At 68.8% G+C, this 15,748-nt stretch carries 14 protein-coding genes; 5 read left to right on the forward strand and 9 right to left on the reverse strand.

Going from position 1 to position 15,748, the window contains the following annotated elements; genetic code table 11:
* Window positions 1–4: 4 nt before the first annotated feature.
* On the forward strand, window positions 5–1,714 hold the full coding sequence (locus AABN02_RS07585; protein WP_338414317.1) for an ABC transporter ATP-binding protein/permease: 1,710 nt from the start codon (window positions 5–7) through the stop codon (window positions 1,712–1,714).
* A gap of 40 nt (window positions 1,715–1,754) precedes the next feature.
* Here the strand turns inward: AABN02_RS07585 and lipA are convergent, their stop codons facing one another.
* Both lipA and lipB read right to left on the reverse strand, forming a co-directional pair.
* A complete protein-coding gene (lipA, locus tag AABN02_RS07590; RefSeq protein WP_338414318.1) occupies window positions 1,755–2,732 on the reverse strand; it encodes a lipoyl synthase in 978 nt (325 codons plus the stop codon).
* Between the two features lie 17 nt (window positions 2,733–2,749).
* Window positions 2,750–3,451, reverse strand: coding sequence for a lipoyl(octanoyl) transferase LipB (gene lipB, locus AABN02_RS07595; protein ID WP_338414319.1), 702 nt, complete (start codon window positions 3,449–3,451; stop codon window positions 2,750–2,752).
* A 197-nt stretch (window positions 3,452–3,648) separates the two neighbouring features.
* Between lipB and AABN02_RS07600 the strand changes: the two genes are divergently transcribed.
* The 4 genes from AABN02_RS07600 to AABN02_RS07615 are packed head-to-tail and all read left to right on the forward strand — an operon-like array spanning window position 3,649 to window position 7,847.
* Window positions 3,649–5,142, forward strand: a complete 1,494-nt coding sequence (locus AABN02_RS07600) for a DUF4331 domain-containing protein (RefSeq protein ID WP_338414358.1) — start codon at window positions 3,649–3,651, stop codon at window positions 5,140–5,142.
* 47 nt (window positions 5,143–5,189) lie between these two features.
* Window positions 5,190–5,432 (forward strand): hypothetical protein, encoded by a 243-nt coding sequence (locus tag AABN02_RS07605; RefSeq protein WP_338414320.1) that lies wholly within the window; start codon window positions 5,190–5,192, stop codon window positions 5,430–5,432.
* The gene (locus AABN02_RS07610) at window positions 5,429–6,655 is read left to right on the forward strand and encodes a hypothetical protein (RefSeq protein WP_338414321.1); all 1,227 of its coding nucleotides are present in this window, start codon (window positions 5,429–5,431) and stop codon (window positions 6,653–6,655) included. Before AABN02_RS07605 ends, AABN02_RS07610 begins: the two co-directional genes overlap by 4 nt.
* 31 nt (window positions 6,656–6,686) lie before the next feature.
* The gene (locus tag AABN02_RS07615) at window positions 6,687–7,847 is read left to right on the forward strand and encodes a HupE/UreJ family protein (RefSeq protein WP_338414322.1); all 1,161 of its coding nucleotides are present in this window, start codon (window positions 6,687–6,689) and stop codon (window positions 7,845–7,847) included.
* An 8-nt stretch (window positions 7,848–7,855) separates the two neighbouring features.
* Here AABN02_RS07615 and AABN02_RS07620 read toward each other — a convergent pair whose 3' ends face one another.
* The 7 genes from AABN02_RS07620 to AABN02_RS07650 all read right to left on the reverse strand — a co-directional run bounded on the left by AABN02_RS07620 (window position 7,856) and on the right by AABN02_RS07650 (window position 15,694).
* Complete coding sequence (locus AABN02_RS07620; protein ID WP_338414323.1) at window positions 7,856–8,443, reverse strand: hypothetical protein; 588 nt, start codon at window positions 8,441–8,443, stop codon at window positions 7,856–7,858.
* 174 nt (window positions 8,444–8,617) lie between these two features.
* Window positions 8,618–9,868, reverse strand: a complete 1,251-nt coding sequence (locus AABN02_RS07625; RefSeq protein WP_338414324.1) for a hypothetical protein — start codon at window positions 9,866–9,868, stop codon at window positions 8,618–8,620.
* Between the two features lie 141 nt (window positions 9,869–10,009).
* Entirely contained in the window at window positions 10,010–10,684 is a 675-nt protein-coding gene (locus AABN02_RS07630) for a protein-methionine-sulfoxide reductase heme-binding subunit MsrQ (protein WP_338414325.1), read from the reverse strand.
* Between the two features lie 2 nt (window positions 10,685–10,686).
* Window positions 10,687–11,703: a protein-methionine-sulfoxide reductase catalytic subunit MsrP gene (gene msrP / locus AABN02_RS07635; RefSeq protein WP_338414326.1), complete on the reverse strand. Its 1,017-nt coding sequence runs from the start codon at window positions 11,701–11,703 to the stop codon at window positions 10,687–10,689.
* Between the two features lie 62 nt (window positions 11,704–11,765).
* Complete coding sequence (locus AABN02_RS07640) at window positions 11,766–12,155, reverse strand: hypothetical protein (RefSeq protein WP_338414327.1); 390 nt, start codon at window positions 12,153–12,155, stop codon at window positions 11,766–11,768.
* A gap of 75 nt (window positions 12,156–12,230) precedes the next feature.
* On the reverse strand, window positions 12,231–13,580 hold the full coding sequence (gene ccsB / locus AABN02_RS07645; RefSeq protein WP_338414328.1) for a c-type cytochrome biogenesis protein CcsB: 1,350 nt from the start codon (window positions 13,578–13,580) through the stop codon (window positions 12,231–12,233).
* Window positions 13,577–15,694: a cytochrome c biogenesis protein ResB gene (locus AABN02_RS07650; RefSeq protein ID WP_338414329.1), complete on the reverse strand. Its 2,118-nt coding sequence runs from the start codon at window positions 15,692–15,694 to the stop codon at window positions 13,577–13,579. The genes ccsB and AABN02_RS07650 overlap by 4 nt, the downstream gene beginning before the upstream one ends.
* Between the last annotated feature and the right edge of the window lie 54 nt (window positions 15,695–15,748).

Below are 15,748 nucleotides of genomic sequence, written 5' to 3' on the forward strand. Positions count from 1 at the left end.
ATCCATGCCGCCCCTAGACGAACCCGGCGCCGACCGCCACCTCTGGCAACGTTTCGTCCACATCGCCACGCCGTACTGGCAGTCGGACGAGCGGGTGCGCGCCCGCGGGATGGTGGCGCTGCTGATCGTGCTGCTGCTCGGACAGACGGGCTTCAACGTGTTGTTCAACCAGGAGACCGGCGAGTTCACCTCGGCGCTGGCCGCCGGGGACGCCGACCGCTTCTGGGCCGCGATCCGGCGCTTCACCATCATCCTGGTGGCCGCCGTGCCGCTCTACGCCTGCTACTACTTCGTGCGCGACACGCTGGGCATGCAGTGGCGGCGCTGGCTCACCGACCACCTGCTGCAGCGCTACTTCCACCGCCGCGCCTACTACCACCTCAACGCGCACGCCGGCATCGACAACCCCGACCAGCGCATCGCCGAGGACGTCAACAGCTTCACCTCGCAGTCGCTGTACTTCCTGATGGTGGTGCTCGGCGCGGTGATCGATCTGGTGGCCTTCACCGGCGTGCTCTGGACCATCTCGCGGCCGCTGGTGGCCTTCCTGATCGGCTACGCGCTGCTGGGCACCTGGTTCACCGGGGCGGTGTTCGGCAAGCGGCTGATCGGGCTGAACTTCCGGCAACTGCGGCGCGAGGCCGATTTCCGCTTCGGGCTGGTGCGGGTGCGCGAACACGCCGAGTCGATCGCCTTCCACAGCGGCGAGGGGCAGGAGCTGGGCGGCCTGCGCCGCCTGTTCGACGACCTGCTGCGCAACTTCCGCTTCGTGCTGCGCTGGCAGTTCAACCTCAACCTGTTCCAGTACGCGCACAGCTTCATCACGCTGGCGCTGCCCAGCGTCATCATTGCCGACGAGGTGCTGTCGGGGCGCATGGAAGTCGGCCGGGCGGTGCAGGCGGCGGGGGCCTTCACCGCCATCCTGAGCGCGCTGACGCTGATCGTGCAGCACTTCGAGAGCCTGAGCCGCTTCGGTGCCGGCGTGAACCGGCTCGACAGCTTCTCGCAGGCGCTCGACGACCAAACCGCCGCCGACGCCGAACCCGGCATCGAGACCGCCGACGGCCCCCAGCTCGCGCTGGAGCTGGTCACCGTGCAGACGCCGGGACACGAGCACACGCTGATCCGCGAGGTCACGCTCGCCATCGCGCCCGGCGAGGGGCTGCTGATCACCGGGCCGAGCGGCTGCGGCAAGAGTTCGCTGCTGCGGGTGATGGCCGGCCTGTGGCAGACCGGCGCCGGGCGGGTCGTGCGACCGGGCCACGAGGAAATGCTCTTTCTGCCGCAGCAGCCCTACCTGTCCCCGGGCACGCTGCGCAGCCAGATGCTCTACCCGCACCCCGAGCGCGAGGTCACCGACGAGGAGCTGCGCGTGCTGCTGCACCAGGTCAACCTCCCCGATCTGGCCGACCGCGTGGGCGGGCTGGATGCGGAGCGCGACTGGGCCAAGGTGCTCTCGGTGGGTGAGCAGCAGCGGCTGTCGTTCACGCGGGTGCTGCTGGCGCGGCCGCGTTACGTGATGCTGGACGAAGCCTCCAGCGCGCTGGACGCGGCCAACGAGGCGCTGCTGTACGCCCAGCTCGCCATCATCGGCAGCACGCCGGTCAGCATCAGCCACCGGCCGGCGATCCTGCCGTTCCACCGCTGGGTGCTGGAGCTGCCGGGCGACGGCAGCTGGCGGGTGGTGTCGGCCGAGGGCTACCAGTTCGACTGACCGCGGGCCGCGGGCCGCAGTACGGCCCGCGTTCGCTGCGTCAGAGTTCGGCGCCCACGCCGGCGTGTGCCGCCTGCTGGTCCGCGTGGTACGAACTGCGCACCATCGCGCCCACGGCGGCGTGCGAGAAGCCCATCTTGTAGGCCTCGGCCTCGAACATCTTGAAGGTGTCCGGGTGCACGTAGCGCCGCACCGGCAGGTGGTGGCCTGAGGGCGCGAGGTACTGGCCGATGGTCAGCATGTCGATGTCGTGCGCGCGCATGTCGCGCATGATCTCCAGGATCTCTTCGTCCGTCTCGCCCAGGCCGACCATCACGCCGCTCTTGGTCGGCACGTCCGGGTGCAGCGCCTTGAACTTCTTCAGCAGGTTCAGGCTGAACTGGTAGTCGGAGCCCGGGCGCGCTTCCTTGTACAGGCGCTGCGTGGTTTCCAGGTTGTGGTTCATCACGTCCGGCGGCGCGGCCTTCAGGATCTCCAGCGCCCGGTCGTCCCGGCCGCGGAAGTCCGGCACGAGGATCTCGATCTGCGTCTGCGGCGACTGTTCGCGGATCTGGCGGATGCACTCGACGAAGTGGCCAGCACCGCCGTCGCGCAGGTCGTCGCGGTCCACGCTGGTGATGACCACGTACTTCAGCTTCAGCGCCGCGATCGTCTTGGCGAGGTTGGCGGGCTCGTTCACGTCCAGCGGGTCGGGGCGGCCGTGGCCCACGTCGCAGAAGGGGCAGCGCCGGGTGCACTTGTCGCCCATGATCATGAAGGTGGCCGTGCCCTTGCCGAAGCACTCGCCGATGTTGGGGCAGCTGGCTTCCTCGCAGACCGTGTGCAGCTTGTGCTCGCGCAGGATCTCCTTGATCTCGTAGAAGCGCGTGGTCGGCGAGCCGGCCTTGACGCGGATCCAGTCCGGCTTCTTCAGCGTCTCCGCAGGCACGATCTTGATCGGGATGCGCGAGGTCTTGGCCTGCGATTTCTGCTTGGCGGTGGCGTCGTAGGGGGCTGGGGACTGCGGATCGTGGGACATGCGGGGGGCCTCGGCGGTCAGGGGCTCAACAGCCGGCCGAGCTGTCCGCCCAGGTGCACGGCCACCTCGCCGGGGTCGGCGTGGACGCCGAGTGTAGCCAAGTCGACTGTCTGCAACCCTGCGTAGCCGCAAGGGTTGATGCGGCCGTAGGGCGAGAGGTCCATCGCCACGTTGAGCGCCACGCCGTGGTAAGTGCGGTGGTTCGCCACCTTGATGCCCAGCGCCGAAATCTTGCCCAGCCCGCGGAAGGGGTCGCGCGGATCGGCCGGCCCGCGCAGCGCGCCGTGCGCGAAGGGATCGTCCAGCCGCACATAGATGCCCGGCGCGCTCAGCACCCGGTGGCCGGTGACCCCGAACTCGGCCAGCGTGCGGATCACGGCTTCCTCGATGCGGTAGACGTATTCCTTGACATAGACGCCTTGCGGACCCAGGCGCTTGAGGTCGATCAGCGGATAGGCCACCACCTGACCAGGGCCGTGGTAGGTGACCTGCCCGCCGCGGTTGGTCTGCACGATGGGCACGCCCTCGGGCGCGAAGACGTGCTCGGGCTTGCCGGCGATGCCCTGGGTGTAGACCGGGTCGTGCTCGCACAGCCAGAGTTCGTCGGGCGTGTCGGGCGTGCGGGCGTCGGTGAAGGCGCGCATCGCGGCGTAGGTCGGCTCGTAGGGCACACGGCCGAGGACACGCAGCAGCGGCGATTCGGGGGCGTCGGAAGTCATGTACGAATTTTCACACTCTTGTGCGTCCGATGGTTTCGATTGCTGCATCCGATCGGCAAAGGCCTGCGTAAGGAGATCTGACCGGCTGAATATCCCTCGCGACCGGCCAGCCCAACCGCACACCCAGGAGCTTCACCATGACCTTCGCCCCCCGCACCGCCCGCCCCCACCTCACCACCCTGGCCATCGCTGCCGCGATGACGCTGGCCACCGGCCTGAGCCTGGCGTCCAGCCACCGGGAAGCCCCGTTCATCACCACCTCGCCCAAGGTGGATGCGTCCGACTTCTACATGTTCCTCAGCTACGAGGCTGGCCGCAGCGACTACGTGACGCTGATCGCCAACTACCAGCCGCTGCAGGACGCCTACGGCGGCCCGAACTACTTCTCGATGGATCCGAACGCGATGTACGAGATCCACGTGGACAACAACGGCGACGCGGTCGAGGACATCAGCTTCCAGTTCCGTTTCAAGAACACGCTGGCCGGTAACGGCGCTGGCGTGAACCTGCCGGTCGGCGACAAGATGGTCAACATCCCGCTGATCCAGGCCGGCCAGGTGGCCAACGTCAAGGACGCCAGCCTGCAGCTCGCCGAGACCTTCACGGTCGACATCAAGCGCGGTGACCGCCGCAAGGGTTCGAGCGGTGCGCTGACCAATGCCTCCAGCGGCAGCGCCACCTTCGACAAGCCGGTGGACAACATCGGCGTCAAGACGATCCCCGACTACGCTGGCTACGCCGCCAAGCACATCAGCACCATCAACATCCCCGGCTGCAGCCAGCCCGGCCGCCTCTTCGTCGGCCAGCGCCAGGACCCGTTTGCAGTCAACCTCGGCACCATCTTCGACCTGGTCAATGCGCCGGTCAGCGTCATCACCAATCCGGCCCTGATTGGCGCCGTCCCGAACCAGCTGGCCGACAAGAACGTCACCACGCTGGCGCTCGAAATCCACAAGAGCTGCCTGACCGCCCGCAGCGAAACCGTCATCGGCGGCTGGACCACGGCCAGCCTGCGCCAGGCGCGCCTGCTTGACGGCAACCCGGGCTCCGGCCACCACATGAGCGAGAAGGCGGGCGGTGCGTGGACGCAGGTGTCGCGTCTGGGCATGCCGCTGGTCAACGAGGTCGTGATCGGCCTGAAGGACAAGGACAAGTTCAACAGCTCCAAGCCCAAGGATGACGGCCAGTTCGCCAACTATGTGACCAACCCGACGCTGCCCAAGCTGCTGGAAATCGCGCTGAACATCCCCGGCACCGCCCCGACCAACTACCCGCGCACGGACCTGGTCACCACCTTCCTGACCGGCATCAAGGGCGTGAACCAGCCGGCCAATGTGGTCGCCTCGGAAATGCTGCGCCTGAACACGGCCATCCCGCCGGTGGCGTTTGCGCAGCAGAACCGCCTGGGCATCGTCGGCAACGTGCTGGCCGGTGGCAGCGACAACGCGGGCTACCCGAACGGTCGTCGCCCGAAGGACGACGTGGTGGACATCTCGCTGGTCGCGGTGATGGGCGGTCTGTGCATGGCCAACGGCGACACCAACGCCTTCGGCTTCGGCGCAGCCTGCAAGCCGTCGGCCGTGCCCCTGGGCGCCACGACCTTCAAGCTGCATGACGCGGTCGATCAGGCCGTGGTCCCGCTGCTGGCCGGTTTCCCCTACCTGAACACGCCCATCGGCGGCACGAAGTGATCCGGCCCGCCCACAGGCCCGAAACAGGACCCCACAGGAGTACTGCCATGAGAACCCTTGCCCTTCTCCCCCTGCTGTTCGCCAGCGCCACGCTGGTGGCCTGCGGCGGCGGCAGCGACGACACGCCGGTGACGGCCACGACCAACGAGGTGCCCGCCTCCGCCACGGTCAACGTCGCCGCCTTCGCCAGCTACGCCGGCATGCTGGATGCGGTCGACACGTCGGAGCCGCTGGATGTGTCCAGCATGACGCCGCCGACCAGCGACACCGACGAGCCGGTGACGCTGTGAACACGCCGCTCGCCCGCACCCTCGTGGTGGCGCTGATCGCCATCGGCCTGGGCGGGCCGAGCGGCGCCACCCCGCACACCCCCACCGACGACCAGACCGTGGTCGCCACCCTGCCCGGCACGACAGCCGCCCGCCGACAGGCGCGGCAGCTGGCGCGCCAGGTCCACGCTCTGGGCACGTCGCCGGCCGCGCTGCCGGCGTCGCTGCAACTGGCCCGCGCCGCCATCGACCGCTTCCGCCGCGATGGCGATCCCCGCGAGATCGGCGTGGCCCGTGCCGCGCTGACCCCGTGGTGGACACAGGCCGCTCCGCCGCCCGCCGTGCGGCTGCTGCGCGCCTCGATCCTCCAGACCCAGCACGACTTCGGCCCCGCACTGACCGACCTGGACGCGCTGATCGCCACCCCGCAGGCACCGCTGCCGCTGCAGGCCCAGGCCGAGTTGATCCGCCTGGCGCTGCTGCAGGCGCAGGGCCGGCTCGAAGACGCCCGCCTCGGCTGCGAACGGCTGGGCAGCGCCCGCTACGCCACGCTCGGCGACAGCGTGCAGCTGCCGGCCGCCGTCTGCGCCGCCGAACTCGCCAGTCTGATGGGCGACGAGGGCCGCGGCGCCCGCGAACTCGCCGCGCTGGCCGCCAAGGTCACGCCGCAATCCGACCCCGGCACCGCCGCCTGGCTGGCGCTGGTGCAGGGTGAACTCGCCGAGCGGCGCGGCGATCCGGCCGCGCCTGTCCTGTTCGAACGGGCCCTGACGCTGGCCCCCGAGGCCTACACCCGCGCTGCACTGGCCGACTGGCTGCTGGACCACCAGCGCCACGCCGAGGTGCTGCGCCTGTCCGACACCGCGCTGGAAGACCTGCCCGACAGCCTGCTGCTGCGCCGCGCGATCGCGCTGAAGCGGCTGGGGGATCCGCGGGCGGCTGCCGCTGCCGACCTGCTCGGCCAGCGCCTGGACGCCACCCGCGAACGCGGCGACACGACCCACCAGCGCGAGCAGGCGCGTTACCTGCTGGAGCTGCGCGGCCAGCCCCAGGCCGCGCTGCCGCTGGCACTCGCCAACTGGGCCGTGCAGAAAGAGCCGGCGGACGCCCGCCTGCTGCTCGACTGCGCCAATGCCGCCGGCCAGCCCCAGGCGGCGCAGGACGTGCTGCGCCACCTGCGCGTCTACCATCAGCGCGACGTGCGGCTGACCGCCGCGCTGCTCCCTCCCGCCCCCAAACGCTGATCCGCTGGTCCGCTGATCGGCCGCCCCCGCCATGACCCACCGCCTCGCTTCCTGGCTGCTCGCGCTGGCCGCCCTGTTGATCGGCCCGGCCGCACTGGCCCACAAGCCGAGCGACGCCTACCTGACCCTGCAGGTGGCGGGCACGCAGATCGAGCAGCGCCTGGACGTCCACCTGCGCGACCTGGACCGCGAACTGGTGCTGGACCACGACGACGACGGCCGCCTGCAGTGGGCCGAGGTGCGCACGCGCTGGGAGAAGTTGCAGCGCTACACCGCCGAGCGCGTGCGCCTGAGCGTGGCCGGCCAGCCCTGCAACTCGGTCGCCACCGGCGAGCCGCAGCTGGACGAGCACACCGACGGCGCCTACGCCGTGCTGCGCAGTCGCTGGACCTGCCCGGCCGGTGCGCAGGCGCTGACCATCGACTACCGGCTCTTCGCCGACACCGACGCCAGCCACCGCGGCCTGCTGCGCCTGAGCCACGGCGCCGGCGCACCACAGACCGCCGTGCTGGTGCCCGGCAGCACGCCGCCCACCACCGTCTCGCTCGGCGCCTCCGCCGCCGGCGAGGCGCCGAGCGGCTTCGGCGGTTTTGTCGCCGAGGGCATCCACCACATCCTGATCGGCACCGACCACGTGCTCTTCCTGCTGGCACTGCTGCTGCCGGCGGTGCTCATCGTGGGCGCGGCCGGCCGGCGGGAGGCCGCACCGCGGTGGCGCCCGATGCTGACCGAGGTGCTGAAGATCGTCACCGCCTTCACGGTGGCGCACTCCGTGACACTGGCGCTGGCGGTGCTGGACATCGTCGATCCGCCCTCGCGCTGGGTCGAGTCGCTGATCGCCGTGTCGGTGCTCTTCACCGCGATCGACAACCTGCGGCCGATGCTCGCGCCGCAGCACCGCTGGCGGCTGACGCTGGTATTCGGGCTGGTGCACGGTTTCGGCTTCGCGGGCGCGCTCAAGGACCTCGGACTGGGTGGCGGCTCGCTGGCCTCCGCGCTGCTGGGCTTCAACCTCGGGGTCGAACTGGGGCAGCTGTCGCTGGTGGCGCTGTTCCTGCCGCTGGCCTGGTGGGCGCGCGGCACGCGCTTCTACCAGCGCGGCGTGCTGATCGGCGGCTCGTCCGTGGTGGCACTGATCGCGGCGGCCTGGGTGGTCGAGCGCGTGTTCGACTTGAAGCTGCTGGGGTCTTGAGCCGCGCGCTACTGGTACGACGCCGCCGCGCGGCAGGGCGACGAGGCCGCCTCGGGCAAGCGCGACGAGGTCTCGCGCAGACTGGCGGCCCCCAGCCTGTGAAAGGCCCGTGCCCGCAGTGCGTGGGCATCGCTCTGGTCGCCCAGCGCCTCCAGGGCTTCGGCGGCCCGCAGGATCACCGACACCCGCAGGCCGAGGTCGTCGGTGCGCTCGCCGCGGCGTGCCACCTCGAAGGCCAGATCGCGGACCTGCTCGCGGGCGGCGTGGCGCTGCCCAGGATGGCCGAGTTGCTGCCAGTGCTGTGCGAGCTGCCACTGGCGCTCCATCAGCTCGCACAGCAGCGGCAGGCATTCCGGGTGCGCGCCGCAGGCGTCGAGCGAGCGCTGCGTGCGCGTCAGCAGCCACTGCGCCCGTTCCAGCGACTCGTCGTCGCCGGCGTCCGCCATCGCGGTATCCGCGCCATCCAGCAGCAGCCGGGCCATCTCGCGGTGGTTGCGCTCCTGCCGGGCCCGCTCCATGCGCTGCGGCCAGCCCTCGCGGCGGGGTTCGACACCCGCCTCTGATCGATCCGTATCGTTGTGTTCCCTGAAATTCATGGATGCCCCCGCACCGTGGTTGCGCAGTCGGCTGATGGCCGACCGTCGTGCAAACCATGGTACGAACGGCAGGGGAAGCGGGGGATCCCGCAGCTCAGGGAGATCCAGGGACGCCGTGCCGCTGGCCGTGCAATCCACACGCGCCAGACCGGTCGGGCGCGGTGCATCTGCGCGTCAGAGCTGGCTGTAGGACAGCGTTGCCAGCGACAGGCTGACCAGCGTCCAGACCACCGCGCTGCGCATCAGCGCGTCGCGCACGCTCGGCCGCTGTGCACCCCAGCGCACCAGCCGGATCAGCAGCAGCGGCCAGAAGAAGAAGTCGACATCCTTCAGATAGAGCCCCTGCCCCGTGGCGAGCACGGCGGCGCAGAGCGTGATCTGCGCGGTCGACAGCCGGTAGCCCAGCAGCGACCGCCAGCACCACGCCACGACCATGGCCATCAGCGCCGGGCTGGCGAGGTTGACCGGGAACATGCCGCCCTCCAGCACATCCAGCCGCGAGAACACGAAGCCGCCGCCCGCGAACGGACCGGACAGCGCATAGACCAGCGTGAACAGCGGCCACAGCAGCGCAAAGCGCGCCAGCAGCACGAGGCCGCGCGTGCGGGTGTTGAGGCGGTCCCAGGCGTGCAGGCCGAGGGCCAGCAGCGTGAAGGCCATCAGGAAGGCCCGTGTGTTGATGCGCGCGGCCGTCTGGAGCGAGGGCGGCGTGAACCCGTCCCAGACCCGGTACAGCAGGTAGAGCATCACGGAGGTGACCACCAGCTTGATCGCCATGTCGGCGTACCGCTTCAGGCGCAGGTCGTCGAGGCAGGACGCCGCCACCACCGCCGCACCGGCCTGGTGGACCAGCACCGTCACGGGCAGCAGCGCGATCGAGACCGAGCGGTGCGTGCCGCGACCGGGCAGCATCGTGGCACCGAGGCCGAGCATCATCAGCAGCGTCGCGAGTGCGTCGGGATGCCCCCAGAGCGCCGGGCCAAACTGGAACGGCGACACAAAAAATGCCGCCGACAGCAGTGCCGCCCGCTGCCAGGGCGCGCCGATCCGCAGGCCCACCTGCAGCAGCACCATCGTCGAAACCAGGTGCATGACCAGCCCGACCGCCCGCACGCCTTCGGTCGGCAGGTGCAGACTGCCGACCAGCGCATAGAACGCCGGCCCGTAGGTGGTGTGCATCTCGTGCAGGAAGCGGTCCCAGGGCAGGGTCTGGAACTGGTGCAGCGCGACCGTGTGGAAGCTCTCGAACGCGAACTGCGCGCCATGGCTGGGGTTGTAGGACACCGCCAGCGCCATCCAGCCGAAGACAATGAACGCGAGCGTCAACAGCGCGATCAAGTCCCAGGGCGGCTGCCCTTCCAGCGAAGACGCTTCCCCTGCGGAGAGTTCGTCACCCGGACCTGCCATGCTGTTCGCGATAGCCACGCTCACCTCCTTAACACACCGTTACGTTTTGGCTGATCGTAAGTGGGCAAAAATCACATGTCAATGATTTTGCCAACTTTGTCACGGTAACGAATGAAAATGTGCGAACTCAATCCCCTGTTCAGGGGGGATTCGGTTATGTCACGACCCTGTAACGCGGGAAGCCTGCGCATTCCGCGACATTGGCGCCGCGCCGGTCGAAGGTGCGGTCCGCAGGCGGCGCCACAGACGCACACCCAGCAGCCCGCCGATCACCACGGCGTACACCAGCACCTCGTCGTAGCGGTGCTTGGAGGCCCGCATCCAGAAGAAGTGCAGCAGCCCCAGCAAGGCGATGGCGTAGACCAGCCGGTGCAGGCGCTGCCAGCGCGCCGCCCCCATCGCCTTGATGGCGCGGTTGAACGAGGTCGCCGCCAGCGGGATCAGCAGCACGAAGGCAAGGAAGCCCACCAGCGCAAACGGCCGCTTGGCCAGGTCCTTCACGACCGCAGCCGGGTCGAAGCCCATGTCCAGCCAGGCATAGGCCAGGAAGTGCAGCACGCTGTAGAAGAAGACGTACAGCCCCAGCAGGCGCCGCCAGCGGGCCAGCGCGTTCAGGCCGGTCCACTGGCGCAGCGGCGTCACGGCGAGCACGATGCACAGGAAGCGCAGCGTCCACGATCCGGTGCCGCGCAGGATGGTTTCCGCCGGGTTGGCCCCCAGGCTGCCGTGGAACCCGCCCCACACCCAGCCGGCGAGCGGCACCAGACACAGCAGCCACAGCAAGGGTTTGGCCGCCGGGTGCAGCAAGGCCCGGTTCAGAGCGGCTCGGTTCATGATCAGAAGAACTTGCGCAGGTCCATGCCGGCGTAGAGCGACGCGACCTGCGGCCCGTAGCCGTTGAACATCAGCGTCGGGCGCTTCTTGGCGAACAGGCCGTCCTCGCCGATGCGGCGCTCGGTGGCCTGGCTCCAGCGCGGGTGGTCGACCTCGGGGTTGACGTTGGAGAAGAAGCCGTATTCCTGCTGCGCCGCCTTGTTCCAGGCGGTGCCGGGCTGCTTGTCGGTGAAGCGGATCTTCACGATCGACTTGGCACTCTTGAAGCCGTACTTCCACGGCAGCACCAGCCGCACCGGCGCGCCGTTCTGGTTCGGCAGCACCTCGCCGTACATGCCGAAGGCCAGCATCGCCAGCGGGTGCATGGCCTCGTCCATGCGCAGGCCTTCGACGTAGGGCCAGTCGAGCACGCGCGAGCCGACCATCGGCATCTGCTTCGGATCGGCCAGCGTCACGAACTCGACGTACTTGGCATTGCCCGTCGGCTCGACCTTCCGGATGAGGTCTGCCAGCGAGAAGCCGACCCAGGGAATCACCATCGACCAGCCCTCGACGCAGCGCAGGCGGTAGATGCGCTCCTCCATCGGCGCGAGTTTCAGCAGCGACTCCAGATCGAGCACGCCCGGCTTCTTCACCTCGCCCTCGATCGCCACGGTCCACGGGCGGGTCTGCAGCTTGCCAGCGTTGCGGGCAGGGTCGCCTTTGTCGGTGCCGAACTCGTAGAAGTTGTTGTAGGTGGAGGCGTCGGCGTAGGCGGTGGGCTTGTCCATCACCATGGCGCCAGGCACGGCGCTGCGGACGCCGGGCAGCGCGGCGAGCTTGCCGGGCCGGGCCGGGCTGCTGGCGGCCTGGGCCTGCGCGTCGCGGGCAGCCCAGCTGGCCAGGACCGCGCCACCGGTGCCCGCGGCGAGCTGCCGCAGCCACTGCCGGCGACCGGCATAAACCTCGGCCGGCGTGATCTCGCTGGGAACGGGGTGGAGGAAACCGTGGTCGGGGTGGCCGTGCGATCGTGCGGACATGAAGGGCTCCTTGGGGTGCGTCCTCCCTCAGTCGCCGCAGCCACCCGGTTTCTTACACCGGATCAACCGCGCCGCTTCACCCGGGTGGGCGCGACCGGCATGGCGACCGTGGGAATCAGCGAATCATGGCCCAAGGGCACTTCCGGTGCACCGAGCTGCAGGGCATTCCTTTGAAACCGGTCCCTGAAATTCTTGCGCGCGAACAGCTTCTGCTGCGCCTCGATCGGCAGGTCGGTGATGCAGATGACGTTGTGCGACACCAGCACGTCCACCAGGTCCTCCAGGACACGGATCAGGCCGGTGTCCAGGTGCGCGAAATTCGCGCTGCGGGGCGATCCGCCCACGACCTGGAGCAATTCCGGATGCTCCGGCGGCAGGAACTCCGCCCCCGGTACTTCGTCGCGGTGGATGCGGTCGATCTGGCCGCGGGCATCTCTGTGTACGTAGGGCATGGCAGAACCTCTCTGTTCTGCCTATCGACGGCGAACGCAGCGGCTTGAGTCGCCACCGCGTGCGCCGGCCCCGGATCAGAGTTCGCCGTAGGAGTGCAGCCCCGACAGGAACATGTTGACGCCCAGGAAGGCGAAGGTCGTCACCACCAGCCCGACCAGCGCCCACCACGCGGCCATCGAGCCGCGCAGGCCCTTCATCAGGCGCATGTGCAGCCAGGCGGCGTAGTTCAGCCAGACGATCAGCGCCCAGGTTTCCTTCGGGTCCCAGCTCCAGTAGCCGCCCCAGGCTTCCGCGGCCCAGAAGGCGCCGAGGATGGTGGCGATGGTGAAGAAGGCGAAGCCGAGGGCGATGGCGCGGTACATCACGTCATCCAGCACTTCCGGCGCTGGTGTGCGGGCGTTCAGGACGCCGCGCACCGAGATCGTGAAGGCGAACAGCGCCACGCAGCCACCCAGCATCCGCATCGACTTCATCACCGCGGCCGAGGTCTGCGGCGACAGGTCGCCCAGCAGCCAGAAACCGGCCAGCAGCAGCAGCAAGGCGCCGGGCACGCCCACCAGCCCGGTCCACAACGAACGCACCGGCGCCGTCTTGACCAGGTAGGCCAGCGCGACCATCGCCGACAGCGCGAAGGTGCCGTAGCCGACGAAGTTGGCGGGCACGTGGATCTTCATCCACCAGCTCTGCAGCGCCGGCACGAGCGGCTGGATCTGGTCCGCACCACGCACCAGCGAATACCACAGCAGGAAGCCCACCGCGGCGCTGACGATCAGCATGACGAAGCCGCCCAGCGAGCGGGTCTTGTAGTGGCCTTCGATGTGCAGGTAGATCAGCGTGGTCAGCCAGACGAAGAGCACGAACACTTCATAGAGGTTGCTGACCGGGATGTGGCCGATGTCCGGGCCGATCTGGTGGCTCTCGAACCAGCGCACGAAGGTGCCGGTCAGCGCCATGAAGACGGCGGCCCAGGCCAACCAGGAGCCGATGCGCTGCGCCGTGTCGCTGCCGCGGCCGATCAGCAGACCGATCCAGTAGGCCAGCGTGCTCATGAACACCAGCACGCACATCCACATGATCGCGCTCTGGCTGGAGAGCAGGTACTTGAGCCAGAAGACCTTGTCTGCCGCCGCAAGATCGGCGCCGAAGGCGTCGGTCTGGCGCATGTAGAGGGAGATGGCCAGCAGACTGACCACGCCGACGCCCAGGCTCAGCGCCCGCAGCGGCGCCCAGAACCAGCCCAGCGCGATCAGTGCAGGCACGGCACACAGCAGGATGCCGCGCTCGTAGCCGTCCATCGACAGCCCGTAGCGCTGCCACACGAAGCCCGCGCCGCCGATCACGAGCAATGCGAACAGCCAGTCAAACGGGCTGCGCCGGCTCAGCGGCGAGGCCCGGCCGAGGGTCAGGGTGGTGGTCTGGTTCATGGTGTCTGCAGCATCCTGGTTTTCAAGGCGTCGAAGTCCTTGTCCGTGTCCATGGTCTGGCGGGTGGCCGACAAGGCCAGCGTCACGGTGGTGGACGGCGCGTCCGCTGGGCCTTCGATCCAGATCCACAGGCGGCGTTCGCGAATGTAGAGCATCGCGAACACGCCGAGGATCAGAAACCCGCATCCGAGATAGACCAGCTTCTGGCCGGGCGCGCGGGTGACCTGGAACACGCTGGCCTGCACCTGGTCGAAGCCGGTGAGCGACAGCAGCAGCGGCGCCGGGTAGGCGAACGAGTCCGACAGCGACAGCACCGCCTGGCCCATGAAGCGCTGGGCCTCTTCGCCCGGCGGCAGCGCGGCCAGCCCGGCGCGCTCGCGCACGAGGTTGAGCAGCTCGAACAGCCCGCCGTTGAGGATGCGGATCAGCACCTCGGAGGTGCGGGCGCGGTCGGCTTCGGGCACATTGGTCTCGATGAAGTCCTGCAGCGCCACCAGCCCGGCGCTGGGCGCGTCCTTGCGCACCGCCTCGGCGCCGGCGAACAGCGTCAGCCCGCGCAGCACGGAGGCTTCGAGCTGCTGTGCCAGTTCAGGCTTGTCGGCAGGGGCGGACTTGCGCACGTAGCGGCGCGCGGCCTCCACGCGGCTGGCGGGATCGGCCAGCGCGGCCTTCATCTGCATCCAGTCGTCGAGCGTGCTGCGGTCGTCGGCGGGAATGCGCAGGTAGCGGTAGGCCTGGTCGGGCGAGTCGCGCACCCCGGCGAGGAAGACCTTCTGGCCATCCAGCTCGACCGGGATCATGTAGTTGCTGTATTCCCGCGCCTGGCCAGACGCATCGCGCAGCTTGTAGGTCACCGACGGCCCCACGTTGTGCAGCTTCTTGTCGGCCTTGACGCGCGCACCGGAGCCCAGGTGTTCACCGAGCGTGCCAACCAGATCGACCTTGCGCACATCGGCACCGGACGCCGAACCCGCGTTCTCGGCCGCCAGATTCTCGACGTTGATGGTGCGCAGGCCGGTGAATTCGAGCTGCAGCTTGTCGGTCTGGGACGCCGCGTTGGTCAGCGTGGTGATGCCGCCCACCTCGCCCTTGACTTCGAACGGTGCGCCGGGGCGGCCCATCGGGCGGGCCATCAGCGTCAGCTTCGAGCCACCGTCCTCGAAACTCGACTGGTAGATCGCGATGCCCTTGTGGATGTAGGGCTCGTTGACCTTGACCTTGGCTTCGGTCTTCGTGCCGTCCGCGTCGTGGACGATGATGTCGCTGGCGAACAGCTTGGGCATCCCGGTGTCGTAGTACTCGACCACGAACTTCTTCAGCTCGACCTGGAAGGGCAGGTCCTGCAGCACGATGCCGCTGGTGAGGTTGATCACCGCGGTGCCGGCGACGGACTTCTCGGGCACGTACAGATTGGCACGGAAGGTGGGATTCGAGGCCGACAGGCGATGCTCGGGCGCCACGTCCTTGATCAGCCCGCCGCCGGCGAAGGTCGACTTGCCCAGCAGCGCCATCTGCGTGTTGACGATCAGGTCGCCGTCCAGCAGCCCGCCGATGCAGATCAGCACGATCGCGCTGTGCGCGGCGATGTAGCCGAGCTTGTTGGCGGCGCCCTGGCGCGCGGCGACCATCACGCCACCATCGCGGACCTGCGCCTTGCCCTTCCAGCCGTCATTGGCCAGCACCTCGTTGACGCGGGCCAGCGCCTGCGCACGCGACAGCGGCACGACGCCCTTGCCCTTGAGGTGGAAGGCCAGCAGCGCCGACGCGCGGATGTTTTCCTTGTAGTTGCGCAGGTCGCCGAGGATCTTGGGGGTGTGCCGTGCGACACACAGGCTGGTGGAGGTCACCAGAAACACCAGGATCAGCAGGAACCAGCCCGTGCTGTAGACCGCGTAGAGCCCCAGACGGCCGAACACATCGGCCCAGAAGGGGCCGAACTGGTTGACGTAATTGACAGGCGGCTGGTGCTGCTGGACCACGGTGCCTATCACCGAGGCGATGCAGATGATCGTGAACAGCGCGATGGCAAAGCGCATCGACGACAGCAGTTCAACGGTCTCCTGCATCCAGCGAGAACCGCCCTGGACCTCGAGGCCGGAAGGGGATGCGGACATGGCGAGCGGGATTATGCAAACGAAAGATGAATAGAGCATAAAGATGCAGAAAGG

The sequence above is a fragment of the uncultured Sphaerotilus sp. genome (genome assembly GCF_963924895.1).
Classification (GTDB): domain Bacteria; phylum Pseudomonadota; class Gammaproteobacteria; order Burkholderiales; family Burkholderiaceae_C; genus Sphaerotilus.